This window comes from Mesorhizobium sp. ZC-5 (assembly GCF_025753855.1).
GTDB lineage: Bacteria > Pseudomonadota > Alphaproteobacteria > Rhizobiales > Rhizobiaceae > Neomesorhizobium.
Genome location: NZ_JAOWPT010000004.1, coordinates 396,656 through 419,922, shown reverse-complemented (window position 1 = coordinate 419,922; position 23,267 = coordinate 396,656). Strand labels below are relative to the sequence as shown.

Below are 23,267 nucleotides of genomic sequence, written 5' to 3'. Positions count from 1 at the left end.
GATCGGATGGCTCAACCGAATTCATGTGACACATCAGGCTCGGCTCCCTACATATCCACCCGTTTCCGGGAGAGAGCATGTCCGTCAACGCCGATGTGAAAACCGCCGATGGTGGCGCCGCGAGCGAGTTCTGGAGCGGCGCGCGGGCCTGCGTCCCGGTATTGGTCGCGGTCTTTCCCTTCGGGCTGCTGTTCGGAGCCCTGGCCGTAGACAACGGCTTCAGCGTTGGCGAAGCGGTGCTGATGAGCGCCATCGTCTATGGCGGCGCCAGCCAGATGGTCGGCATCGAGTTGTTCGGCCAGCAGATCGCGCCGTGGCTGATCGTCTTTTCGATCCTGGCGGTGAATTTCCGCCATGTCCTCTATTCCGGCGCCTTTGGCCGCCGCATCCGCCATTGGTCGGGCGTGCAGCAGGCGCTAGGCTTTTTCCTGCTCAGCGACCCGCAATTCGCCGAAACCGAGCGGAAGGCCGAAGATGGCCATCCTGTCAGCTTTGCCTGGTACATGGGCTTCGGAGCGCCTGTCTGGGCAGCGTGGGTGATCGAGACCGCGCTTGGCGGGTATTTTGGCGGCCTGGTTTCGGACCCGCATGCCATCGGCCTCGACTTCCTGCTGCCGATCTATTTTCTCGGCCTGGTGATGGGCTTCCGCAAGCGTCCGCTGTGGCTGCCGGTGGTTCTGGCCAGCTCAGTGGCGTCGATCCTTGCCTATAAGTTCGTCGGTTCGCCCTGGCACGTCTCCATAGGCGCTGCCGCCGGCATCCTGCTCGCCGCGGTCGTGTCACCCACGGATGTCCGCAAGGAGACCGACGCATGAGCACCACCGTCTGGATCATCCTCGCAGGCGCGGTGGTTACTTATCTGACGCGCATCGGCGGACATCTCGTGCTGTCGCGTTTCGAGCGTATCCATCCGCGTGTCGAGGCCGGGCTCAACGCGGTGCCGGCCGCGGTGCTGACAACGTTGGTGGCGCCGTCGGTGCTTTCGGCCGGGCCGGCCGAGTTGATCGCGCTAGCGGTTGCCGGACTGGTGGCGTTGCGCGGCGGCATGATGGCGATGTTCCTGTCGGGCGCCGCCGTGCTGATCGTGCTGCGTTATTTCATTGGCTGATTTCTAACTGATCGGCGCTGTCGCGGCCTCCAGCCATTTCAGTTCCTCGCCGCCCACCATCGGACCGATCTCGTTCAGAACCCGGGCGTGGTAGGCGTTCAGCCAGGATAGCTCGTCAGCGCTCAGCTGTTCGGGCCGGATCAGGCGCCGATCGATCGGCACCAGCGTCAGCGTTTCAAAACCGTGCATGGCGATCTCGCCGCCCATGATCTGTTCGGGTGGCGTTGTGAGAATGAGGTTCTCGATACGGATTCCGTAATGGCCTTCCTTGTAGTAGCCGGGTTCGTTGGAGAGCATCATGCCTGCGAGCAATTTCTCGGTGCCGGTCTTGGAGATGCGCTGCGGACCTTCATGCACGGAAAGATAGGAGCCGACGCCGTGGCCGGTGCCATGGGCAAAATCGAGGCCGGCTTTCCAGTGGGCGATGCGGGCGAAGGCATCGATGTCCTGACCGCGCGTACCCGGCGGAAAGCGCAGCATCGAAATGGCGATCATTCCCTTGAGCACGATGGTGAAGCGTTCGCGCATTTCCTCGGTGGGCTTGCCGATGGCCATGGTGCGGGTGATGTCGGTGGTGCCGTCCTGATATTGCGCGCCTGAATCGAGCAGGAAGAGTTCGCCATCGTTGATCTTGCGATTGGACTGGCGGGAAACCCGGTAGTGCATGATGGCGCCGTTGGGGCCGGCGCCGGAAATGGTGTCAAAAGAGACGTCGCGGAGCGGCATCTGGGTTTCCCGGCCGACGGTGGCCCGGCTTTCCTCGAGCTGCGTCACCACCGTTATCTCGTCGAGAGAAGCCGGCGGCTGCCGGTCGAGCCAGCACAACAGTTTGATGACGGCTGCGGCATCGCGGCGGTGGGCGGCGCGGGCGCCGGCGATCTCGGCCTGGTTCTTGGTGGCGCGGGGCAGGCGGGCCGGATCCGTCGCCGCGATGACGCTGCCGCCATTGTCTTCGATCAGCATGCGCAGCCGGTCGGCGGCCAGCACCGGATCGAGTGCGACCTTCGCGCCCGATTTCGCCAGCCGCGCCAGTTCGGTCTCAAGGGCACCTGGCTGGTAGAGGTCCGTCAACTGGGTGAGGTAGGCCTCCGGTTCGCGCGGCAGCTTGCGCTTGTCCATGAACAGCATATGCGGGCCTTCGGCCGCGAGGATGGCGAAGCCGAGTGCGAGCGGTGTGTGTGGGACGTCGTTGCCGCGGATGTTGAAGGTCCAGGCGATGGACGAGGGATCGGTCAGCACAGCATGGGTCGCGCCTTCCTTGGCCAGTCCGGCGGCGAGCCGGGCAAGCTTGTCCTTGGCGAGTTCGCCGGCCAGGGCGTTCGGGTGGATCTCGACCGGCGCAAGCGGCGGCTTTGGCTGGTCGGTCCACAGGATGTCGATCGGGTTGCGCTGAAGCGGCACGAGCGTTGCGCCGACCTTCTCGGCTGACGCCTTCAACGCCTTCACGTCACCAATGGTATGCAGCCACGGATCGAAGCCGATGCGCGCGCCCTTGCCGAGATTGTCGCGCATCCACGAGGGAGGCGGGTTTTCGATCAGGCTTTCAACCGTGAAGATCGACATGTCGACTTCGCCGCGCACCTGAAGCTGATAGCGGCCGTCGACGAAGATGTGGGCGCGGTCGCGCATGATGAGGGCGACGCCGGCTGAACCCGTGAAGCCGGTGAGCCAGCGCAGCCGTTCGGAGCGCTCCGCGACATACTCACCCTGATGCTCATCGGAGCGCGGCACCAGGAAACCGTCGAGATCGTTGCCGGCCAACCATTCGCGCAGCGCCGCGATACGCGGCGGGCTCAGCGTCGGGTCGCTTTTGGCATCAAAGGTCTGGAACATGGTCTGTCCTTGCGCTTCGTCTGGTCGGGCGACGCTAAACGGAGCACGCGCCGCTTGCAATGTCGCGCCGTTGGACTAGCCCGCGAGTAGCAAAAACGGATGGGTGCCATGCAGCATCGCGGCTGTTCAAATAGGTCAGTGATGCTTACCTTTGTGTCGTGGAGGACATGGCTTCATTCCGATTGGAGAATGGCAATGGCTACCAGAATCAAAGGTCTCTTTGCAGGTGCATTCGATGCTTTCGTCGCCTCGCGCGAACAGCAGGCTCAGCGCTACGTCAACGGCGCGTTGCTGATGCTGGACGACGCGACGCTGAAAGCTCACGGTTACAGCCGTGACGAACTCAAAAAGCGTTCGAGCAGCTACATCATCTGACTTTAAGAAGGCGGCTCCAGCGAGCCGCCTTTTTCATTTCCGCGCCGGTCAGCGCTTGAGATGAAGGGTTACCCAGCCTTCGCGCGACAATGTGCGGACGTGACGGAATTTTTGCCCGGTATAGGCCGCGACAACCGCGTTGCGCTGGCGGTCGAGGATGCCGGAAAGGATCAGCGACCCACCCGGTGAGACGTGCTTCGCCATTTCCGGGGCGAGCCGCATCAGCGGCCGGGCGAGGATGTTGGCGACGATCAGGTCGAACGGCGCCCATTGGGCAAACACCGGATGGTGGAACCCGGTCGCGGTTTTTGTCGCGACAAATGCCCCGACGTGATTCAGCCGGACATTCTGGGCCGCCACAGCGGTCGCAACAGGATCGATGTCGGTGGCAAGCACGGGGATGCGTGCCATTTTCGCCAGGCCGATGGCCAGGACGGCGCTGCCGGTACCGAGGTCGAGCGCATTTGCCGGCCGCTCCCTCCGCGCGACCTGCCAGATCATGTCGAGGCAGCCGGACGTCGTGCCGTGATGGCCGGTGCCGAAGGCAAGCCCTGCTTCGATCTCGATCGGGAGATCGCCGATGCGGCGTTTGGCGCGGTCATGCGCGCCATGCACGAAGAAACGGCCAGCGCGGACCGGCTTCAGACCTTCGAGCGACAGGGCCACCCAGTCGGTGTCGGGCAGGATTTCACGCTCGAATGTTACTCCAACACCGATATCGCCGAGTAAAGCTTCCATGCGCTTTTCGACAGCATCGATGTCGCCATCGGCATAGAGCGAGACTTCGTGGATGTCCTTTGCCTCGTCGACCTCGAGAATGGCCAGCGGATAGCCGTCCTCCTCGAACGCGACCTCGAGCGCTTCATAGATACGGCTTGCGACGGCGCGCGACGCCGTCACATGGAGTCGGGTCTGTGTCGGCTGTTCTTTAGACATGGGGTTACCGGTTGCTGCCTGGCCGTGCCAAGAAGCGGCATCAACACGTTTCCAGGCTGGAACGCAACTGCCCGAACCTCGACGTCAGCCTTCGGTGGCGAGGCGTTTCAACTTTGCGAGAGCGGTATCGGGGTTTTCGCCGTAGGCGATGGTGCCGGCGAAATCGCCGCCGTTCGACAGCAGCAGCACCGATGCGGTGTGGTCCATCGTGTAATCGCTGCCTTCGAGCGGGACTTTCTTGGAATAAATGCCGAAGGATTTGGTCATGGCGGCAATCTTTTCCGCATCGCCTGTGATGCCGACGATGCGGTCGGAGACGTTGGAGACATAAGCATCCAGCACTTCCGGTGTGTCGCGCTCGGGATCGACCGAGACGAAGTAGACCTTGATGTCCTTGCCTTCGTCGCCAAGCTTCTTCAGCCAGCCGTCGAGTTCGAAAAGCGTGGTCGGGCAGATTTCGGGACAATGGGTGAAGCCGAAGAAAACCGCCGTCGGCTGGCTGCGGAACGCCGCCTCGGTGATCTCCGCGCCCTTCTGGTCGACCAGAGCAAACGCGGCGCCGTAAGGTTCGCCGCCGTTCATGGTGCGATACCACTGGAAGGTGATGAAACCGACCCCGGCTGCCATGAGGACCAGTATGCCGATGAGGATGGAACGCATCATGGGAGGGTGTCCGGGCTGGAATTGTGAACGGGAGAAGTCAGAAGCACCAGGAAAGGCCGGTTTCGGCCATCGTCATCAGAATGCCGGCGCCGTTTTCGACCCAGGCGGCAAAGGCGACGCCGGTCGCCGCGGCAAGCGCAATGACGGTCAAGCCAATCTTGACGGCGGGCGATAGCGATGTTCCGGGCAAAACCTTCATCGCGCGATAATAGCGCGCTTCGCCGATCGGCGGAAAGGCGGTTTGTTGCCGCGGACGACGCTTCCGATTGTGCCAGCCGCCAGAGTCTGTTTCTTGCAACTGGCGAGATGCGCACCAATTTGTGCGGGAACGCGTTTCTTTGAATCAGGAGATCCCGATGGCCCGCATCCTTGCCGGAATAGCCCTAGCCCTTGCCACCAGCGTCCTGCCCGCCGCGGCGCAGCAGGTCGGCGAAGTGGGCGTCGACTGGCTCGGCAACGACATCATCATCGAGGCGGTGAAGGACCCGAGTGTCGAAGGTGTCACCTGTCACGTCTCTTACTTCGACCGTGGCGTCGTCGACCGGCTGCAGAAAGGCAACTGGTTCGAGGACCCTTCGGATTCCGCGATCTCGTGCCAGCAGACAGGTCCCATCAAGATCGGCGACATCAACCTCGGCCAGGACGGTGAGGAGGTCTTCAAGCAGGGCATCAGCCTGATCTGGAAGAAGCAGGTGGTGAACCGCATCTACGACAAGGCGAACGACACGCTGATCTATCTCTCGCATTCGCGGCAGGTTCAGGACGGCTCGGCCAAGATGGCGATCTCGACCGTGCCGCTCTACGGCCAGCAGGTGACCTGGGAGAAAGGCAAGCCGCAGTAAGACGCGAAGACTTGCCGCTGCCGCAGGCGCGGCGTAAAGCGCGCGGATGGACGAGAATGCCGATCTTCGCTTCACCGACCCGGAACCGCGCATCCACCCGACGGCGGAGCTGAAGTCCTGCCGTCTCGGGCGGTATGCGGCGATCGGCGAGCGGGTGATCCTGCGCGAGGTGACGGTCGGCGACTTTTCCTATTTCGAGCGTCACGCCGAAGCGATCTACACGAGCATCGGCAAATTCTGCTCGATCGCGGCGAACGCGCGCATCAACGCGCTCGAGCATCCGATCGAACGAGTGACGGCGCACAAGCTCACCTACCGGCCGAACGAATATTTCCGCTATCTCGGCGTCGACAAGGAGTTTCGCGCGCGCCGGCAGGCCAAACGCGTGACGATCGGCCATGATGTGTGGATCGGCCACGGCGCGGTGATCATGCCAGGGATCTCGATCGGCAACGGCGCGGTGGTGGGTGCCAATGCCGTGGTGACCAGGGACGTCGCGGCTTATCAGGTCGTCGCGGGCGTGCCGGCGAGCGGGCTGCGGATGCGGTTTGCGCCAGACATCGTCGAGCGCCTGCAGGCGATGGCTTGGTGGGACTGGCCGGTCGAGCGGCTGTTCGAGGCTATCCCGGACATGCAAACTCTTGCGATCGAAAAATTCCTCGATCGCTGGGAAGGCAAGCCGCCTAGCGCTTGAGGAATGCGTCGAAGGCCTCCTTGTGGTCGGGATGCCAGCGCGACAGGGCAGGGCGGTTCTCGATGATGTCGCCGATCGCCCAGGCCATGCGGCGCTGGTCCATCTCGCGGGTCGCCTCGTTGTCGGGGCACAGGATGTAGAAATCGCCGCGAGCGAGGCTTTCCAGCATGAATTCGGCGACCTGGTCGCCGCTCCAGGCGCCGGCCGGCTTTTCGGTTGCGCCGGTGGTCAGCCCGGTGAAGGTGAAGCCGGGGATCAGCAGATGGGCACTGATGTTGGCGCCGGGCGCGTTGCGCAGTTCATGCGCCAGGCCTTCGGTGTAGGTCTTCAGCGCCGCCTTTGAGACATTGTAGGCGAGATTGCCGGGCGGCGTGGTGATGCCCTGCTTGGAGCCGGTGTTGACGACGATGCCGGCCGAGCCCTGCGCCAGCATGCGCGGCACGAAGGCCTCGACGCCGTGGACGGCGCCCCAGAAATTCACGTCGATCAGCTTGCGCCAGGCTTCGCGGTCTTCCCATGGCTTGCCGGGATTGTTGCCGACGCCGGCGTTGTTCATCAGGAAGGAAACCTCGCCGAAGCGCCCGAAGGCGGTGTCGGCGAGGCGGACGAGATCCTCCGGCTTCGACACGTCGCAGATCACGGCAAGAGCGTCGCCGTCCTCGCCGGCGCCACCGAGCGCAATCGCCGCGACCTCGCCGGCCGCCTCGTCGAGCTGGGCCTTGTCGCGGTCGGCCAGCACCACCTTCATGTGCATGGCGGCGAGTTGTCTGGCTACGGCCAGGCCGATGCCGCTGGCGGCACCGGTGATGACGGCAACGCGGCCGGGGGCAAGTGCTGGCAGAGTGGAGTTGTCGGCGGTCATCTGGCTGGCTCCGGGTCTGGAAGATTTCCCGGACAATCTAGCGGCATGATGGGGATTTGGCACGCGGCGATGGCGGTTCGGGAACCCAAACGACCGCTCGGCGATTATCGGGGATGCTCGAAAGATCATTGCCGCGCCATGCTGTTTGAAAAACCGTTCACCAAAGCCGCCAACAAGGTCGCCTACGTAACCGGTACGCCGCTGGCTTTCGTGGTCTGCTGCTCCGTGGTGGTGGTGTGGGCGGTGACCGGGCCGCTGTTCGGCTTTTCCGATACTTGGCAGCTGATCATCAACACCGGCACGACGATCGTCACCTTCCTGATGGTGTTCCTGATCCAGAACACGCAGAACCGCGACGGCGCGGCGATCCAGGCGAAGCTCGACGAACTGATCCGGGTGAGCAAGGGCCACAATCATTTCATCGGTATCGAACACCTGACCGAGACCGAGGTCGAGGAATTCCGCGACAAATGCGAGAGGGCGGCGAAAGCGCATGATCGCAAGGAGCAGAAGATCGGCCGCGAGCAGGAGAAGAAAAAAGAGAAAAAGCAGCGGGCAAATGCTGCGGCGGGGTAGAGAATGACGGTTGTCCTGCCATAGACTGCCAGAAGCTCTGAGCAACCCGCGATGAATGCACTGCACCACCCCATCAGGATCAAACGCGTCTACGAGGCGCCGCAGGCCGCCGACGGTTTTCGCGTGCTGATCGACCGGGTGTGGCCGCGTGGCGTGAGCAAGGACAGAGCGGCGGTCGACCTGTGGATGAAGGAGATCGGGCCGTCGACCGAACTCAGGAAATGGTTCGGCCACAAGCCGGAACGCTGGACGGAATTCCAGAAGCGCTACGAAAAGGAGCTGGACGACAAACAGGCGCTGCTCGACGAGCTTCGCCTGCATGCAGAAAAAGGCGCGCTGACGCTGGTCTATTCGGCGAAGGACGAGGAGCGCAACCAGGCCGTGGTGATCAAGGCCGTGCTGGACGGGTAAGGCGACCGGCTGCTGGTCGCCGGGGTCACAGCACAGGTCGGTCCTTTTATGGAAGCCGGTTGGCGCGGCCCTAGGATCGCGGAAATCGCCTGAGGTTCGATCGAGCCTCCGGCGGCGTCCGTCCAACCATTCCGGAACTCGCCTGCATGCGCACGCCCCTGACCATTCCACCCGGCAAGGTGGCCCTGCTGCTGATCGACCTGCAGGAAGAACACCGGCAGGACCAGCGGTTCCTCGCGGATGCCTTCGACGGGGTGATCGCCAACGCGGGGCGGCTGCTCGAGGCGGCGCGTACTGCCATGATGCCGGTCTATCATTGCGCCTATATCGTCGACCCGGCAGCGGCGCGGCCGTTCCATCCCGTCACGCCGGAGGGGCGCTCGATGTTTTCCGATGCCAGCGACCCGCTGACGGCGATCTGTGCCGAGGTGGCGCCGGCGGACGGGGAAACGCTGCTGGTCAAGACGGAGGCCAGCGCCTTCGGCGACGGCAGGCTGGCGCCGCAACTCACGGCGCGCGGCATCGAATGGCTGATCGTCGCCGGGGTGTGGACGGAGGCCTGCGTCGACGCCAGCGTCAAGGACGCGCTGAAGGCCGGCTTCCGCGTCGTGGTGGTGAAGGACGCCTGCGGCAGCGGCACGCCGGCGATGCACCGCATCGGTATCCTCAATCTCGCCAACCGGCTTTACGGCGGCGCGGTGGCCGACACCGACAACGCCTGCCGGCTGATCGCGGGTTCGCTCGGCGAGGCGTGGGTGACGCCGGGCGCGGTGCCGATCCGCTATCGCTGGGAGGACGCCGCGGCGATCTACGACGGGCTCTGACCGTTCGACAAGCTCACGGCTCAGGGTGAGGGTGCAGGGGTGAGGGAGGCGCTTGCCGGCGGGTTGCGACCTAATGCTCCCTCCCGGTCAGCGATTCGAGGGCGACGAGATCGTTGAGCAGGAGCTTGTTGCCGCGCTTCTCGATCAATCCCCGCTTGGCCAGATCACTCATCTCGCGCGACACCGCCTCCCGGTGCGTACTGATGCCGGCCGCCAGCTCGAAATGCGTCGGCGCTGGGTCTATGGAAAATTTGCCCTCGACCGGCCCGACTTCCTCCGCCCGGCGGATCAGCTCGAGGATCAGGCGCTTGCGCACGACGAGCGTGCTGAACTCGAAGACCCTGTCGGTCATGCGTCTCAGCAGTCCCGACAGGTGCTCAAGCAGCGTCCAGGCGAGCCTCGGATGGCTTTCCACCACCTCGCGGAAGGCGGCAGCCGGCAGCCGCGCCGCGCGCGTCGTCTCCAGCGCCAGGATCGAGGCCGACCGTTCCCCGCCGTCGATGCAGGCGAGCTCGCCGAAAATGTCGCCGGCCACGAGATCGCGATAGGCGATCTCCTTGCCGTCTTCCGAAAACAGGGTGACGCGGGCGCGCCCTTCCAGCAGGAAGAACACGTCGCGCCCGGTGTCGCCATGCGCGATGATCAGTTCGCTGTGGCGATAGCTGTGCGCGATCCAGTGCCTGGCCAAAGCGTCGCGATCGGCGTCGCACAGTCTCGACAGAAAGGCCGGGGGAGCTGTCACTGCGGGTTTTCTCCTTCTCGCCCAATCTATCCCGGCTGGCCTCGCGGTCAAACGTTGGCGGGCGCGTATGGCGGGAACGGGGCAAACAGACACAACCGGACCGGTTGCCGCAAGATTTTTCGCGTGATGTGCGAAACCCCACATCGGGCTTGGCCGGGCTCTCCTATTCTGGCGCCATGAAATTCGATCCCGCCGGCCAAGTGAGGCGTGCCGGCGGCGGGCAACGGAGGATGGTGTGATGGAATTCTGGTCTCATTTCGCGCAGCTCTCGTCGGCGGTCCGTGAGTTCGTCGCGCCGCGCTATCGGCCCGAGCTTCATTACATGCGCGGGCCCGGCCCTGCCTACCGGCGCCGCGTGGCGATGCTCGAAGGCCGGCGCCAGGCACCGCGCTTCGGCGGCGACGTAACGCTCGCCGGCTGAAGGCACCCACTGGGGCCGCGTTTCAAAGTCCTCCCTAGCGATTTCGACACTTCCCGCGCCCTTAACAGGCCCTGGGACGCGGTCCTACCAAGGTGTTGAAATCGCTTTTTTCGCTCTCTTCGCTGGCCTTTCGTCGTTCGCGGTTCTGCCACGGCGCTTCAAATCCCCTCTCTTGCGTTTTCCAAGCACTTGCTCGGGGACAAGCCCGCTCGCAAGCACAGGAAAACGCTTTCTCCCCCACAAGGGGGGAGATCAGGAGCGCCTTGTTCGCCGCGCGTGCCCGTCAGGAGGTGTCGCGGCGCTCCTCCAGGACGTCGAAGGCGAGGCCGTGCAGGTCTTTCAGGATTTCGTGAATCTCGTGCGCGGATTTTTTCCGGCCCCGCCTGGGATGCTGGCCGGGCGGGCGGCCGGGACGCAGCGGCCAGATGCGGTGCAGGCGACTGCGTCGGCGCGGTTCTCCGGTTTGCGCGGCGGCATCGCCGTTTCTTTCCTGCGCGATGATCGCATCGCGACGCGCGCGCCAGCGGGCGAAGCGGTTTGCCTGGCGCGGCAGGTCGTCGAGGGCCGAGGCCAGGGCTGCGAACCGCTGGCCGAGACGGGTGGCGTCGACCGGGTCGTCGGGCGACGGCAGACGGCGGGGCACGATGGGAGACGGCGTGGTGTAGCCGGGCACCGAGATGCGCGGCACGCTGGTGGGGACGGGACGCCGGGGACGGGTATTCCAGCGCGGAAGTCTGTCGAAAAGCGGCAGCGTGAGCGTGGGGGTAGATGCGCTCTTACCCCCACCCCTTACCCCTCCCCTCAGGGGGGAGGGGGATTTTGGCGCGTTTGCGCTTGACGCGTTCGCTGCTGGACCTTGTGCGGCGAGGACGCCTCCCTCCCCCTTGAGGGGAGGGGTAAGGGGTGGGGGTGCGGGCGGCATCAGGATGCCGGTTCCGATGCCGTTGCGCAGGATCGTCGGCGCAGACTTCGCCTTGCGCCGGCGCGACGGCGATGGCGGCGCCACCACGATCCCACGGGCCGCCACGATGATGAGCCGCCGTACGGCGGACTCGGCAGGGCGGAGCAGGCGGAGCACGGTGGTGTGGAGATGGCGCGGCAGGGTACCCCCACCCCTAACCCCTCCCCTCAAGGGGGAGGGGAATCCGGGATGAGCGGCGGCCAGCCCGGCCATGGCGACGAGCACCGCCAGGATGCGCTTCAGCGCCTCCGTGTTCCGCTCGATTGCCAGGGTCCAGTCCATTGCCGTTCCTTCCAGATTGCGAGAAGGATTATGCGGGGGGGCTGGAAGGCGGTGGATAAATCTTGGGAAAACATTCCTGACAGATGCTGACAAGGGCGCAGCAGCGCGCAGGTTGAGAGCATACGCCCCCTCTCCGTCTCGCTACGCTCGACACCTCTCCCCCACATTCGTGGGGGCGAGGAACCCAGGCTGGAGAGGCGCTGTACCCAGGCTGGAGAAGCGCCGACATCGCGGCAGCAGTTCCTCGCCCCGGCTTGCGGGAAGAGGTGGCGAGGCGAAGCCGAGACGGAGAGGGGCGTCCTTCGTCCCTCGACAAGCCCGCCCTTTGACAAACTCAGCCCTTCGACAAGCTCAGGATGAGGGGAGATAGAGGCTACAGCCCGTCGCGCAGGTGGCCGGTCCACCAAGCCTGGTCGCTGGTGAAGCGGATCAGGAGCAGGCCGACGCCGGAAATCACCGCCGCGACGAACAGGATGCCAGCGATGGGGCGTCGCGTATCCATCTCCGGCAGTTTCGCGAACAGTTGCGAGCGCGCGCCGAAGACGCCGAGGAGCAGCCCGAGGTCGACGGCCATCGACAGATAATGCGCCGGCGACAGCGGCCACTCGCCGCCCGGAATGAACAGGCCCGAGAGAAAACGCAGGATCAGATAGGCGCAAAAGAAGAGGAAGAAATACCAGATGCTGCCGGGTTGCTGGGTTGCCTGAGGTGCGTTGGACACGGTAGAATTCTCTAGTTCTTTTCAAGATTATAGCAGGAAAATAATAAGTCGTCACGTTTCCTTAAACATGAATTATCGGAATATAATAGTATAATCAAAAATCCAATTTGAAGCAGTCGAGGTGTTTATAAGCTCGCTCAATAAGACCGCGAAGCGTCGTGAGGCTTGCAATTGTACTGAAATGGATTGAAACATTCATAGCGCTAATCACAAACATGATTTTTCCGCGTGCGTCATTGAAGACAATTATTCTCAAACCATCGACGTCGTATTCGATTTCTGAGTAGGCGAAGCGGTCAGTCTTGATTACAGCCTTTTCGAGCCTTTCAAGAGATGTCAAAAGTTTAGGAACATTGTCATATTGAATTAGCGCTGCTGCTGTTTGAGGGAACTCGTCAGCGGTTTGGAGTCCAATTTTTACAAAATAAGCCGCGTGCCTTCGGTCTGGAATAACAGCTTCTCTGGCTTCAATCTCCACTTTTCCATAGCCTTGGACAGTTCCGATCGAAGTGTAACTTCTAATCACAACGTCGTTAGTCTCAATTTCACCGAACTCGTTCTCGACAGGATGTGCTTTTGCCAAGTTCATAGTCGCCCCCAGAAATCCTTTACACAGGATTGTCATGCTTAGTTACAAAAGCAAGAGGGGGCTTAAGAAAGGCTCATACCCCTCCCATTAATCCATCGCTCGGCGGAGACGGGTTTGGCCACCAGTTTACCGCCGAGTACAGGAGCGGCAGGACGCGCTCCAGCGCTTGCATCCGTACCGGCATCGTCCGATGCTGATCGCGTGAGAGGTGTGCGATGCGGCGCCTGCTTGTCGGTCTTGTCGCCGTCCTGGGCCTGCTGGCGGGCGGGGCGTTGTTTGCACGTCCGCCCTCGGTGCCCGAGGAGGCGATCCGCACCGCCGTCACGCGGACGCCGGCGCTGATGGAGCAGGCCTTCGCGCTGCCCGTCGCCGCATCCTTCGGCCGAGACCTGACGTGGCAATCGAACGCGTCGCGCTGCGGTCCGGCAAGTGTGGCCAATGTCTACCGCTCGATGGGCGAGGAGGAGACGACCGAGGCCGCTGTGCTCGACGGCACCGGGCTCTGCTGGACGGGCTGGTGCATCATCGGCCTGACGCTGGACGAACTGGCCGGCGTGGCGCAGGCGCACACCGAGCGGAAAGTGACGGTGCTGCGGGACCTCACCGAGGACGCGTTTCTCGACCATCTGCGGCGCGCAAACGACCCGTCGCGCCGCTACATCATCAATTTCAGGCGCAAGGAAATTTTTGGGGCCGGCGCCGGGCATCATTCGCCCATCGGCGGCTATCTCGAAAAGGAAGACCTGGTGCTGGTGCTTGACGTCAACGAGGCGTTCAAACCCTGGCTGGTCGAGCGCAAGCGGCTCTATGACGCCATGAACACGCTGGACGGGGAGAAGAAGCGGGGGATGCTGGTGGTGGAGTGAGGGGGTGCGGTGTTGGCGAGGAGACGAGATCAACCGCCGTGCCCCGTTGCTTGGGATACTGTGGCTGTTTTTTGAGGGATGTCAAAGAGACACGCAGGGGACAGTTTACTTTTTTCCGCTTGCTCGAAACCTCAACTGTCGATGCCTTTCCGCGGAAAGAAAGTAAACTGTCCCCCGGAGAAATTCTCAAACCCCCGTCACAAACCCGTCCAGCACCTTCTTCTGGCCGGCCTTGTCGAAGTCGATGGTGAGTTTGTTGCCGTCGATGGCGGCGATGTTGCCGTTGCCGAATTTCTGGTGGAAGACGCGGTCGCCGATGTTGAAGGGGGAGGGCTCGGTGGAGACGGATTTGGCGACCAGTTCGCCGTCGATGGTGCGGCCCTTGACCGAGCCGCGGCCGGCGCCGTAGCCGGAGTCCGTCTCGCCATAGCCGATGCGCTCCACCGCGTGGCCGGAGCGGGTGCCCCAGTTGCGGTCGGTCGCCTCGGTGCGGTTCGCTTGAGCGCGTTGCCAGCCAGGCGTCGCATAGGTGTTTGAGAACGAGCGGCCCCCCTTACCCGGTTCGCTGCGCGAACCACCCTCTCCCCGACGGGGAGAGGAGGCCTGGTCGCCGCGCGCGGAATAGCCGCCCGACGGGGTGTCGAGATTGTCGAAGCGCGAGGCGCCGTAGGGGTTTTGTCGGCCTGCGCCGAAGCCGCCGCGGCCGCCGCCATAAGAATTGCCGTAGCCGCCGTAGGAATTGCCGCCTTCCTGCACCTCGACATGGGCTTCCGGCAGCTCGTCGAGGAAGCGCGAGGGGATGGTCGACTGCCAGAGGCCGTGGATGCGGCGGTTGGAGACGAACCAGATGTGCAGATTCTTCTTGGCGCGGGTGACGCCGACATAGGCGAGGCGGCGCTCTTCCTCGAGGCCGGAGCGGCCGCCTTCGTCGAGCGCGCGCTGGTGCGGGAACAGGCCTTCCTCCCAGCCGGGCAGGAAGACGGTCTCGAATTCGAGGCCCTTGGCCGAGTGGAGCGTCATGATGTTGACGGCGTCGAGCTCGGCATTCTGCTCGGCGTCCATGACCAGCGCCACATGCTCGAGGAAGGAGCGCAGACTCTCGTATTCCTCCATGGAGCGGATCAGCTCCTTCAGGTTCTCCAGCCGGCCCGGCGCCTCGGCCGAGCGGTCGTTCTTCCACATCTCGGTGTAGCCGCTCTCCTCCAGGATGATCTCGGCGAGCTCGGTGTGCGGGGTGGTTTCCAGCGCCTTCTGCCAGCGCTCGAAATTGGCGGCGACCTGGCGCAGCGCTGCGCGCGGCTTGGGCTTCAGTTCGTCCGACTCGGCGAGGTTGGCGGCGGCTTCCAGCATCGGGATGCGCAGCGCGCGCGCCGTGTCGTGGATCTGGCGGATGGTGGCTTCGCCCAGCCCGCGCTTCGGCACGTTGACGATGCGCTCGAAGGCGAGGTCGTCGGCCCCTTGCGCGACCACGCGGAAGAAGGCCAGCGCGTCGCGGATCTCGAGGCGCTCGTAGAAACGCGGGCCGCCGATGACGCGGTAGTTGAGGCCAAGCGTGACGAAGCGGTCCTCGAACTCGCGCATCTGGAAGGAAGCGCGGACCAGGATCGCCATGTCGTTGAGCTTGTGGCCGTTGCGCTGGTAGCGCTCGATCTCCTCGCCGACGGCGCGGGCTTCCTCTTCCGAGTCCCAGGCGGCGTGGACATTGACCTTGCCGTCGTCCTCGGCGTCCTGCTCGGTGAACAGCGTCTTGCCGAAACGGCCCTCATTGTGGGCGATGAGATGCGAGGCGGTGCCGAGGATATGCGCGGTGGAGCGGTAGTTGCGCTCCAGCCGGATGATGGTGGCGCCCGGAAAATCCTTGTCGAAGCGCAGGATGTTGTCGACCTCGGCGCCGCGCCAGCCGTAGATCGACTGGTCGTCGTCGCCGACGCAGCAAATATTTATTTGCTGCGATTTGTTTTCGCTCGCGGCCGCTCGCTCGCTACGCTCGCTGGCCTCCGCGGGGGCGCCCGACGCCCGGTCGGGCTTGCGGCCTTCGGCCGAAGAGCGCCAGTCACCCTCCCCCTTGAGGGGAGGGTCGTCGCGCAGCGACGGGGTGGGGGTATCGGCGTCAGCCGCAAGATTACCCCCACCCGCGCCTTCGGCGCGACCTCCCCTCAAGGGGGAGGTAAAGGCAGTAGCTTTCGGCCTTTGCGCCAGCAAGCGCAGCCACATGTACTGCGCGGTGTTGGTGTCCTGGTACTCGTCGACCAGGATGTATTTGAACTTGCGGTGGTATTCGGCGAGCACGTCGTGGTGCTGGCGGAAGATGCGGATGGGGTGGCAGAGCAGGTCGCCGAAGTCGCAGGCGTTCAGCGTCAGCAGGCGGTCCTGGTAGGCCTGGTAGAGCTGGCGGCCCTTGCCGTTGGCGAAGGAGCGGGCGTCGCCCTCGGGGATTTCGGCGGGGCCAAGGCCCTTGTTCTTCCAGCCGTCGATCATCATGGCGAAGGTGCGCGGCGCCCAGCGCTTGTCGTCCAGCCCCTCGGCCTGGATGAGCTGCTTGATGAGGCGGATGACGTCGTCGGTGTCGAGGATGGTGAAGCCGGATTTCAGCCCGGCGAGTTCGGCGTGGCGGCGCAACAGCTTGACGCCGATCGAGTGGAATGTGCCGAGCCACGGCATGCCCTCGACCGCCTCGCCGACGAGGAAGCCGACCCTCTGCTTCATTTCCCGCGCCGCCTTGTTGGTGAAGGTGACGGCGAGGATCTGCGACGGGAAGGCCTTTCCGGTGGCCAGGATATGGGCAATGCGGGTGGTGAGCACGCGCGTCTTGCCGGTGCCGGCGCCGGCCAGGACCAGCACCGGGCCCTCGGTGGTCTCGACGGCGAGCCGCTGTTCCGGGTTAAGGCCCTTCAGATAGTCCGGCGCGCCGCCCTGGCGGGCGGCCATGGCGCGCGCGGCGATGCCGCCGCCCGACGGAGCGGGCGCGGGCTGGCGCGACGGGGGCGGAACGTCCTCGTCGAAAAACGGCATGTCGTCCGGAAAACCTGACATCAGACCTCGAATGTAGTGATTCGGGGCGGAAAGGCCAGCAAACGTTGCCGTTTTGTGCCGGAAAGAACCGGGCGACGTTTCGGAGATGCAAGCGGGCCCGCCGCCGCAATTCCGGCCGGCCGGAAGAAACGTCCCGGTTCCCGAACTTCATCACAGTGTAGTATGATGGCTGTAATTATTCACTCATGTGCCTCTGAGGGATATCAGCGCTGGGTTCCCGCCCCAACCAAGGAAGAAAATGATGCCGACCTTAAGCAACGGTAGTGAGCTCACGGTATGGGAAGACACGGAGAACCAGAGCCCTGACGCGGTCCTGTTCAGCATCACCGAAACCGACGGCGACGTGATCGGGCCAACGGGAGCCCGGACGGATTTTCCCTTTGGTTCGGTCGACCTGGCTTCGGTTGACGTGTTCGACGGCTTCTTCACCGTCACCACGTTCACCAATGACGGCAGAACCGAGATATTCACGACGGTGGAAACCATGGTTTTCGACAACCAGGGCAATTATATCCGGACGTTGGCGGATCAGGCCGCCTATCTCTCGACCGAAATCATCTCGGTTACGGCCGAAAGCCCCGACGACATCACGGTGAGATGGCTAGGCGCCAACGAATATTTCGGCGGCGAAAACACCCAGTACGGCCAGCATGAAATCATCCTGGAGGACGGGGAGCTTCAACCCGACAGCTTCGTCAACCACGTGCCCACAGTCGTCAACCTGAACTTCACGCTGGCGCCGGGGCAATCGCTCGACGACATCAAGTTCAGCGCGGCGGATCTCGACTACGATCTGCTGAGCTTCATCGTCGTGGACGCGCCGGACCATGGCGCGCTGGCACAGGAGACGAAATTTGAAGAGGGCCACTACCCGTTCCATCAGGGCCGTTATTTCGACAGTCTGCACTATCACGGGGCATATCTGAACGGAAACCTGTTTGACTATGCCCCCGAGGCCGGCTTTACAGGCACCGACACCTTTACGGTTTACGCGACCGACGGCCAGGGCAACAGCAATCTGGCGACCATCACCATCACCGTGGTTCCGCCACCCCAATCGATCACGCTGACCGACGCCAAGGACACCGTCAGCTATCAATCCTACGATCACGCGGTGCTGGTGGCGGCGATGGGCGGCAACGACCGTATCACCGGCAGCCAGTTTGGCGATTCCCTCGACGGCGGCGCCGGCAAGGACCTGCTGCGCGGTGGCGCGGGCGATGACCAGATTTCCGGTGGCCTTGGCCGCGACACGCTGTTTGGCGGCGAGGGCGATGACACATTCGTCTTCGACGTGGCGCCGGGCCGCGCCAACTATGACGATATCGTCGATTTCCATCAGGCCGAAGATGTCATCAAACTGGATAGTTCCGTATTTTCGGGACTGGTGGCAGGCGTGCTCGCGGCCGAGGATTTCGTCATCGGCAAGACCGCTCGCGACGAAAGCGACCGTATCATCTACAACAAGGGCGATCTGCTGTACGACGCGGACGGTGCCGGCGGCGTGGACGCGGTGAAATTCGCGACGGTGGGCAACTGCACATGGCTTACCGCGGACGATTTCGTGATTTTTTAGGCAAGCCATCGTTTCTTGACGCTTTCCGCGGCCTTGACTAGCGTTGCCGATGACAGAGCCGCCAGATGGTTGGAAGCTGGCGGTCGGCGGGCGGGTTGTGGAACGGGCGGGCCTCCGAACGTTCGATTCGGATCATCATCGCTTCCGGGCGGTGCTACCCAGGAGAAGACCCTTGGCCATCGCTCTCACCACGCTCATCTTTCTGGCATTCGGACTGTTCCTCGCCGGCGGCGGCGCCTGGCTGATCGCGCTCGGCGGCAGCTGGTATTATCTCGCCGGCGGCATCGGCTTCCTGCTGGCGGCGCTTCTCCTTCATCGCCGCCAGGCCGAGGCGCTGTGGGTCTATGCGCTGCTGCTTATCGGCACCCTGGCCTGGGCGGTCTGGGAGGTCGGCTTCGACTGGTGGCAACTCGGCACGCGCGGCGGCGTTGTCGTGCTCGGCGCGCTGTGGCTGCTGACGCCGTGGGTACGCCGCAAGCTGCGTGGCGCCGGCGTGGCGGCGGCCGGACTGGCGCTGTCGGTCGCGGCGGCGCTTGTCGTCGCCGGCTATGCCATCTCGGTCGATCCGCTTGGCCTCGCCGGGCAACTGCCGACGGAAAGGGTAGCGGCGGAGCCAAACCTCGGGACGACCGACATGCCGGACGGGGAATGGCAGTATTACGGCCGCACGCAGTTCGGCCAGCGCTATTCGCCACTCGACCAGATCACCACGGAAAATGTCGGGCAACTGGAACTCGCCTGGACCTACCGCACCGGCGACGTGCGCCGGCCGGACGACGTCACCGAGACGACCTATCAGGTGACGCCGCTGAAGATCGGCGACACGCTCTACATCTGCACGCCGCACAATCTCGCTATCGCCATCGACGCGGCGACGGGCGCGGAGAAATGGCGCTACGATCCGCAGGCGGGAATGGAGAGCGACCGGCAGCACCAGACATGCCGCGGCGTTTCCTATTACCGCAGCACGGCAACGCCAACCGGGCAGCCATGCGCCGAACGCGTCTACCTGCCGACCTCGGACGCAAGGCTGATCGCCCTCGATGCGGCAACCGGCCAGGTCTGCCCGAGCTTCGCCGAGGCCGGCACATTGAACCTGCTCACCAACATGCCCTATCCGAAGGCAGGATATTATTATTCGACCTCGGCGCCATTGATCGCCGGCGGCAAGATCATCGTCGGCGGCGCCGTCAACGACAACTATTCGATCGATGAACCGTCCGGCGTCATCCGCGCATTTGACGCCGAGACCGGGACGCTGGTGTGGAACTGGGATTCGGGCAATCCGGAGGAGACGGCGCCGCTGCCGGCGGGTCAAGAATACACGCAGAACTCGCCCAACATGTGGTCGACGGCGAGCGCCGACGAGGCACTCGGGTTGGTCTACCTGCCGCTCGGCAACCAGACCCCAGACCAGCTCGGCATGGGGCGCAGCGAGGCGGTCGAACGCTTCTCTTCCTCGATCACCGCGCTCGACCTCAACACCGGGCAGGTGCGCTGGGCGCGCCAGACCGTGCATCACGATTTGTGGGACATGGACGTGCCCGCGCAGCCGAGCCTGATCGACATCACCACGCCTAACGGGGTCGTGCCGGCGCTGGTCGGGCCGACCAAGCAGGGCGACATCTACGTGCTCGACCGCCGCACCGGCGAGCCGATCATCCCGGTGAGCGAGGTACCGGCCCCGACCGGCGCCATCGCCGAGGATTTCACCGCGCCGACGCAGCCTGTCTCGGACCTTACCTTCATGCCGGAGCCGCTGACCGGCGCCGACATGTGGGGCATCACGCTGTTCGACCAACTCGCCTGCCGCATCGAATTCCATTCGCTGCGCTACGAGGGCCGCTACACGCCGCCGTCGGTGCAAGGCACGCTGGTCTATCCCGGCAATTTCGGGACGTTCAACTGGGGGGGCGTCGCCGTCGACCCGGTCAGGCAGGTGATGTTCGGCATGCCGACCTATCTTGCCTTCAAATCGCAGCTGGTGCCGCGTGCCGAGGTGCCGCCGCAGGGCGAGCGCAGGGGCAGCGAACAGGGGCTCAACCTCAACGAGGGCGCGCCCTATGCGGTGATCATGGGACCGTTCCTGTCGCCGCTCGGCATTCCCTGCCAGGCGCCGCCATGGGGCTACGTGGCCGGCGCCGACCTCAGGACCGGCAAGATCGCCTACAAGCATCGCAACGGCACGGTGCGCGACATGACCCCGCTGCCGCTGCCGTTCAAGGTCGGCGTGCCGGGGATCGGCGGACCGATGATCACCGCCGGCGGCGTCGCTTTCCTCGGTGCCGCCGTCGACGATTTCCTGCGCGCCTACGATCTCACCACCGGCGAACAGCTCTGGCAGGCGCGGCTGCCGGCCGGCGGCCAGTCGACGCCGATGACTTATACCGTCGCCGACGGACGGCAGTTCGTCGTCATGGTGGCGGGCGGCCATGGCTCGGTCGGCACCAGGCCGGGAGACTATGTGCTGGCCTATACGCTGCCGAAATAGGTGGCGTTGATATTCGGGTGATGCCGGTTGCCGGGCGCTGTTTGGACGTTCGGCGATCGCTCGATGCCGGTTTCTTGACGCCGAAAGCGGAGCCCGCTAGCGTTCGATGAACGGCATCGACGCAGCCGGCAGTCCGCGCCCGCAAGGGCATGGCGAATGCGGCGGATTTTCCTTCCACCTGGTCTCTTTTGGCCGGCGAAGGCATCAGCAATGCGGGCACTGATCGACATTCTTCGCCGCACCAGAAGGATCGGAATCAATATGCGTACATTCAAGGATGCCAATGGCGAAAGCCATGCGCGAGGCGCTGGCCGCGAAGGATGTGGATATCCCGCACAGCGAGGCGCTGGAAATCGTGGCGAAGCAGTTCGGTGTTGCCACCTGGAATATACTTTCCGCCAGGATCGGCGAGGGTGGCGATGCGGGTGCCGGGGCGAATGAGGACGGCATCGTCTTCGAGCAGGCGGTGCCGATGGTGCGCATCTTCGACGTCGCCAAGGCGCACGAATTCTATCTGGGCTTCCTCGGCTTCAAGGTCGACTGGGAGCACCGCTACGGCGACAATTTCCCGCTCTACACGCAGGTATCGCGCGGCGGACTCCGGCTGCACCTGACCGAACATGCCGGCGACGCCAGCCCCGGCGGCAACATGGTCGTCTACATGACCGGCATCAGGGCATTCCAGAAGGAACTGATCGGGAAAAACTACCGCTACATGAAGCCCGGCATCGAGGATGAGGACGGCCGGCTGGAAACAGCCATCATCGATCCTTTCGGCAACCGCATCCGCTTCATGGAGGTCATCGGGCCGCGCTGATAAAGTTCGACGCGAGAGCCGCCCCGGCTTACACATCACTGTCATTTGGAGCGGCTAACAATCGGCCGAGGCGCGGAGGACCCTTCGCGCTCGGTTCCGTTTCGTATGGGGATGATCTCATGAAAAGATTGACGACGATATTCTTGAGCGGCGCCGCGGTCGCGCTGGTCACGCAGGCGGCATTTGCGCAGCAGGCGCCGCTGCCGCAGGCGACCGACAGCTATTTCCTGTCGGCACAGCAGGAGCTTTTCTCGAAGCTGGCGGAGCAGCCAAATACCGGCCGCGCCAAGAATGTGATCCTGTTCGTCGTCGACGGCCTCAGCATCCCGACCATCACCGCCGCCCGCATTTATGAAGGCCAGCAACGCGGCGTCGACGGCGAATCCAATTCGCTCTCGTTCGAGAAGCTTTTGCCTTACGTGGCGCTTTCCAAGACCTACACGCATGACGCCCAGGTCGCCGATTCCGCGCCGACCGCGACCGCGATGATGACGGGAGTGAAGTCGGTCAACGGAACGATCGGCGTGTCGCAGAAGGTGACGCTGGAGAATTGCGCCAGCCAGAAGGGCGCCGAAGTCACCACGATCTTCGAACAGGCGGAAAGTGCCGGGCTTTCGACCGGCATCATCTCGACGGCGCGCATCACCCACGCCACGCCGGCTGCCACCTACGCCAAGGTCGCAGGCCGCGACTGGGAGAATGACACCAGCCTTTCCGACGAAGCCAAGCAGAACGGCTGCAAGGACATCGCCGCGCAGCTGATCGACTGGAGCGCCGGCAACGGCTTTGAAGTGGTGCTCGGCGGCGGCCGCTCGAACTTCCTGCCGGAGACCGTGGCCGACCCCGAAGCGACCGACAAGATGGGCGCCCGCAAGGATGGCCGCAACCTCGTCGACGAGTGGAAAGCCAAGTACAATGACGGCGCCTATGTCTGGAACAAGACCGAGTTCGATGCCGTCGACCCGGCCACGACCGGCCATCTCTTCGGCCTGTTTGAGCGCTCGCACATGCAGTACGAAGCCGACCGCGCCAAGGACAAGGGCAGCGAGCCTTCGATCGCCGAGATGACCTCCAAGGCCATCGACATCCTGTCGAAGAACGACGAAGGCTTCGTGCTGATGGTGGAAGGCGGCCGCGTCGACCACGCCCATCATGCCGGCAACGCTGCTCGCGCGCTGGTCGATACGGTTGCCGTGGCGCAGGCGGTGCAGGCCGCCTACGACAAGGTCAACCCGGAAGAAACGCTGATCATCCTCACCGCCGACCACAGCCACACGCTGACCATCAACGGCTATCCGAAGCGCAACAATCCGATCCTCGGCATCGCCGGCGAAGGCGAAGACAAGAAGGCCTACACCACGCTGACCTATGCCAACGGTCCGGGCGCCAAGCTGGACGAGCCGCGCGCCGACCTGAAGGACGTCGACACCACCGACATCGACTATCTGCAGCAGGCGCTGGTGCCGCTCGGCGAGAGCGAAACCCATGCCGGCGACGACGTGGCGATCTTCGCGGCCGGCCCGTGGGCGCATCTCTTCCGCGGCGTGGTCGAGCAGAACCTGATCTACCACGTCATGTCCTATGCATCGCAGATCCCGGCGCGGGCCAAGCCCGAGGCCACGGGTTCCGTGAAGTAACACCCGC

General features: G+C 63.9%; 23 protein-coding genes. 14 read left to right on the top strand and 9 right to left on the bottom strand.

The genetic code is table 11. The features are described from left to right. The first annotated feature begins 77 nt into the window (after positions 1 to 77). Entirely contained in the window at positions 78 to 815 is a 738-nt protein-coding gene (locus OHD58_RS14200; protein WP_263804019.1) for an AzlC family ABC transporter permease, read from the top strand. Next, on the top strand, positions 812 to 1,108 hold the full coding sequence (locus OHD58_RS14195) for an AzlD family protein (RefSeq protein WP_263804018.1): 297 nt from the start codon (positions 812 to 814) through the stop codon (positions 1,106 to 1,108). Before OHD58_RS14200 ends, OHD58_RS14195 begins: the two co-directional genes overlap by 4 nt. Positions 1,109 to 1,111: 3 nt before the next feature. Here OHD58_RS14195 and OHD58_RS14190 read toward each other — a convergent pair whose 3' ends face one another. Continuing rightward, positions 1,112 to 2,941: an aminopeptidase P family protein gene (locus OHD58_RS14190; protein WP_263804017.1), complete on the bottom strand. Its 1,830-nt coding sequence runs from the start codon at positions 2,939 to 2,941 to the stop codon at positions 1,112 to 1,114. 195 nt (positions 2,942 to 3,136) lie between these two features. On the opposite strand from OHD58_RS14190, the gene OHD58_RS14185 reads away from it, so the two are divergent. Further along, positions 3,137 to 3,316 (top strand): hypothetical protein, encoded by a 180-nt coding sequence (locus OHD58_RS14185; protein ID WP_263804015.1) that lies wholly within the window; start codon positions 3,137 to 3,139, stop codon positions 3,314 to 3,316. A 48-nt stretch (positions 3,317 to 3,364) separates the two neighbouring features. Here the strand turns inward: OHD58_RS14185 and OHD58_RS14180 are convergent, their stop codons facing one another. After that, positions 3,365 to 4,252: a 50S ribosomal protein L11 methyltransferase gene (locus OHD58_RS14180; RefSeq protein WP_263804014.1), complete on the bottom strand. Its 888-nt coding sequence runs from the start codon at positions 4,250 to 4,252 to the stop codon at positions 3,365 to 3,367. An 84-nt stretch (positions 4,253 to 4,336) separates the two neighbouring features. Beyond that, positions 4,337 to 4,915: an SCO family protein gene (locus OHD58_RS14175; RefSeq protein WP_318528256.1), complete on the bottom strand. Its 579-nt coding sequence runs from the start codon at positions 4,913 to 4,915 to the stop codon at positions 4,337 to 4,339. A gap of 356 nt (positions 4,916 to 5,271) precedes the next feature. Between OHD58_RS14175 and OHD58_RS14170 the strand changes: the two genes are divergently transcribed. Both OHD58_RS14170 and OHD58_RS14165 read left to right on the top strand, forming a co-directional pair. Further along, complete coding sequence (locus tag OHD58_RS14170) at positions 5,272 to 5,757, top strand: CreA family protein (RefSeq protein WP_263804013.1); 486 nt, start codon at positions 5,272 to 5,274, stop codon at positions 5,755 to 5,757. Positions 5,758 to 5,803: 46 nt separating this feature from the next. Next, positions 5,804 to 6,451, top strand: coding sequence for a DapH/DapD/GlmU-related protein (locus OHD58_RS14165; protein WP_263804012.1), 648 nt, complete (start codon positions 5,804 to 5,806; stop codon positions 6,449 to 6,451). Here the strand turns inward: OHD58_RS14165 and OHD58_RS14160 are convergent. Continuing rightward, positions 6,441 to 7,313, bottom strand: coding sequence for an SDR family NAD(P)-dependent oxidoreductase (locus OHD58_RS14160; protein WP_263804011.1), 873 nt, complete (start codon positions 7,311 to 7,313; stop codon positions 6,441 to 6,443). The two genes, OHD58_RS14165 and OHD58_RS14160, sit on opposite strands and share 11 nt — an antisense overlap. A 138-nt stretch (positions 7,314 to 7,451) precedes the next feature. On the opposite strand from OHD58_RS14160, the gene OHD58_RS14155 reads away from it, so the two are divergent. The 3 genes from OHD58_RS14155 to OHD58_RS14145 all read left to right on the top strand — a co-directional run bounded on the left by OHD58_RS14155 (position 7,452) and on the right by OHD58_RS14145 (position 9,124). Beyond that, on the top strand, positions 7,452 to 7,889 hold the full coding sequence (locus tag OHD58_RS14155) for a low affinity iron permease family protein (RefSeq protein WP_263804232.1): 438 nt from the start codon (positions 7,452 to 7,454) through the stop codon (positions 7,887 to 7,889). A gap of 51 nt (positions 7,890 to 7,940) precedes the next feature. Further along, entirely contained in the window at positions 7,941 to 8,300 is a 360-nt protein-coding gene (locus OHD58_RS14150; RefSeq protein WP_263804010.1) for a DUF488 domain-containing protein, read from the top strand. A gap of 146 nt (positions 8,301 to 8,446) precedes the next feature. Next, positions 8,447 to 9,124, top strand: coding sequence for an isochorismatase family protein (locus OHD58_RS14145; protein WP_263804009.1), 678 nt, complete (start codon positions 8,447 to 8,449; stop codon positions 9,122 to 9,124). Between the two features lie 70 nt (positions 9,125 to 9,194). Here the strand turns inward: OHD58_RS14145 and OHD58_RS14140 are convergent, their stop codons facing one another. Further along, entirely contained in the window at positions 9,195 to 9,866 is a 672-nt protein-coding gene (locus OHD58_RS14140; protein ID WP_263804008.1) for a Crp/Fnr family transcriptional regulator, read from the bottom strand. A 238-nt stretch (positions 9,867 to 10,104) separates the two neighbouring features. Here OHD58_RS14140 and OHD58_RS14135 point away from each other — a divergent pair, with 238 nt between their 5' ends. Next, complete coding sequence (locus tag OHD58_RS14135) at positions 10,105 to 10,287, top strand: hypothetical protein (RefSeq protein ID WP_263804007.1); 183 nt, start codon at positions 10,105 to 10,107, stop codon at positions 10,285 to 10,287. 283 nt (positions 10,288 to 10,570) lie between these two features. Here the strand turns inward: OHD58_RS14135 and OHD58_RS14130 are convergent, their stop codons facing one another. The 3 genes from OHD58_RS14130 to OHD58_RS14120 all read right to left on the bottom strand — a co-directional run bounded on the left by OHD58_RS14130 (position 10,571) and on the right by OHD58_RS14120 (position 12,840). Then, entirely contained in the window at positions 10,571 to 11,530 is a 960-nt protein-coding gene (locus tag OHD58_RS14130) for a hypothetical protein (protein ID WP_263804006.1), read from the bottom strand. Positions 11,531 to 11,903: 373 nt separating this feature from the next. Next, complete coding sequence (locus OHD58_RS14125; RefSeq protein WP_263804005.1) at positions 11,904 to 12,251, bottom strand: hypothetical protein; 348 nt, start codon at positions 12,249 to 12,251, stop codon at positions 11,904 to 11,906. 94 nt (positions 12,252 to 12,345) lie between these two features. Continuing rightward, a complete protein-coding gene (locus tag OHD58_RS14120; RefSeq protein WP_263804004.1) occupies positions 12,346 to 12,840 on the bottom strand; it encodes a hypothetical protein in 495 nt (164 codons plus the stop codon). A gap of 215 nt (positions 12,841 to 13,055) precedes the next feature. Between OHD58_RS14120 and OHD58_RS14115 the strand changes: the two genes are divergently transcribed. Beyond that, positions 13,056 to 13,706, top strand: a complete 651-nt coding sequence (locus tag OHD58_RS14115; RefSeq protein ID WP_263804003.1) for a phytochelatin synthase family protein — start codon at positions 13,056 to 13,058, stop codon at positions 13,704 to 13,706. Positions 13,707 to 13,892: 186 nt separating this feature from the next. Here OHD58_RS14115 and OHD58_RS14110 read toward each other — a convergent pair whose 3' ends face one another. Continuing rightward, positions 13,893 to 16,739 (bottom strand): ATP-dependent helicase, encoded by a 2,847-nt coding sequence (locus OHD58_RS14110; RefSeq protein ID WP_263804002.1) that lies wholly within the window; start codon positions 16,737 to 16,739, stop codon positions 13,893 to 13,895. A 241-nt stretch (positions 16,740 to 16,980) separates the two neighbouring features. On the opposite strand from OHD58_RS14110, the gene OHD58_RS14105 reads away from it, so the two are divergent. The 4 genes from OHD58_RS14105 (at position 16,981) to OHD58_RS14090 (ending at position 23,260) form a co-directional block, all read left to right on the top strand. Further along, positions 16,981 to 18,315, top strand: coding sequence for an Ig-like domain-containing protein (locus tag OHD58_RS14105; protein ID WP_263804001.1), 1,335 nt, complete (start codon positions 16,981 to 16,983; stop codon positions 18,313 to 18,315). A gap of 172 nt (positions 18,316 to 18,487) precedes the next feature. Further along, positions 18,488 to 20,806, top strand: coding sequence for a glucose/quinate/shikimate family membrane-bound PQQ-dependent dehydrogenase (locus tag OHD58_RS14100; protein ID WP_263803998.1), 2,319 nt, complete (start codon positions 18,488 to 18,490; stop codon positions 20,804 to 20,806). 283 nt (positions 20,807 to 21,089) lie between these two features. Beyond that, positions 21,090 to 21,623 (top strand): glyoxalase superfamily protein, encoded by a 534-nt coding sequence (locus tag OHD58_RS14095; protein WP_412177215.1) that lies wholly within the window; start codon positions 21,090 to 21,092, stop codon positions 21,621 to 21,623. A gap of 119 nt (positions 21,624 to 21,742) precedes the next feature. Continuing rightward, positions 21,743 to 23,260 carry an alkaline phosphatase gene (locus OHD58_RS14090; RefSeq protein ID WP_263803997.1) on the top strand — a complete coding sequence of 506 codons (1,518 nt, stop codon included), beginning with the start codon at positions 21,743 to 21,745 and terminating at the stop codon, positions 23,258 to 23,260. Positions 23,261 to 23,267: the final 7 nt, after the last annotated feature.

Bases quoted from the DNA above. Each gene is read 5' to 3' on its own strand.
- OHD58_RS14095 (WP_412177215.1), top strand. From the start codon at position 21,090: ATGGCGAAAGCCATGCGCGAGGCGCTGGCCGCGAAGGATGTGGATATC.
- OHD58_RS14135 (WP_263804007.1), top strand. From the start codon at position 10,105: ATGGAATTCTGGTCTCATTTCGCGCAGCTCTCGTCGGCGGTCCGTGAG.
- OHD58_RS14165 (WP_263804012.1), top strand. From the start codon at position 5,804: ATGGACGAGAATGCCGATCTTCGCTTCACCGACCCGGAACCGCGCATC.
- OHD58_RS14160 (WP_263804011.1), bottom strand. From the start codon at position 7,313: ATGACCGCCGACAACTCCACTCTGCCAGCACTTGCCCCCGGCCGCGTT.
- OHD58_RS14155 (WP_263804232.1), top strand. From the start codon at position 7,452: ATGCTGTTTGAAAAACCGTTCACCAAAGCCGCCAACAAGGTCGCCTAC.
- OHD58_RS14115 (WP_263804003.1), top strand. From the start codon at position 13,056: ATGCGGCGCCTGCTTGTCGGTCTTGTCGCCGTCCTGGGCCTGCTGGCG.
- OHD58_RS14145 (WP_263804009.1), top strand. From the start codon at position 8,447: ATGCGCACGCCCCTGACCATTCCACCCGGCAAGGTGGCCCTGCTGCTG.
- OHD58_RS14090 (WP_263803997.1), top strand. From the start codon at position 21,743: ATGAAAAGATTGACGACGATATTCTTGAGCGGCGCCGCGGTCGCGCTG.
- OHD58_RS14105 (WP_263804001.1), top strand. From the start codon at position 16,981: ATGCCGACCTTAAGCAACGGTAGTGAGCTCACGGTATGGGAAGACACG.
- OHD58_RS14150 (WP_263804010.1), top strand. From the start codon at position 7,941: ATGAATGCACTGCACCACCCCATCAGGATCAAACGCGTCTACGAGGCG.
- OHD58_RS14200 (WP_263804019.1), top strand. From the start codon at position 78: ATGTCCGTCAACGCCGATGTGAAAACCGCCGATGGTGGCGCCGCGAGC.
- OHD58_RS14110 (WP_263804002.1), bottom strand. From the start codon at position 16,739: ATGTCAGGTTTTCCGGACGACATGCCGTTTTTCGACGAGGACGTTCCG.
- OHD58_RS14130 (WP_263804006.1), bottom strand. From the start codon at position 11,530: ATGGACTGGACCCTGGCAATCGAGCGGAACACGGAGGCGCTGAAGCGC.
- OHD58_RS14170 (WP_263804013.1), top strand. From the start codon at position 5,272: ATGGCCCGCATCCTTGCCGGAATAGCCCTAGCCCTTGCCACCAGCGTC.
- OHD58_RS14180 (WP_263804014.1), bottom strand. From the start codon at position 4,252: ATGTCTAAAGAACAGCCGACACAGACCCGACTCCATGTGACGGCGTCG.
- OHD58_RS14195 (WP_263804018.1), top strand. From the start codon at position 812: ATGAGCACCACCGTCTGGATCATCCTCGCAGGCGCGGTGGTTACTTAT.
- OHD58_RS14190 (WP_263804017.1), bottom strand. From the start codon at position 2,941: ATGTTCCAGACCTTTGATGCCAAAAGCGACCCGACGCTGAGCCCGCCG.
- OHD58_RS14120 (WP_263804004.1), bottom strand. From the start codon at position 12,840: ATGAACTTGGCAAAAGCACATCCTGTCGAGAACGAGTTCGGTGAAATT.
- OHD58_RS14185 (WP_263804015.1), top strand. From the start codon at position 3,137: ATGGCTACCAGAATCAAAGGTCTCTTTGCAGGTGCATTCGATGCTTTC.
- OHD58_RS14175 (WP_318528256.1), bottom strand. From the start codon at position 4,915: ATGATGCGTTCCATCCTCATCGGCATACTGGTCCTCATGGCAGCCGGG.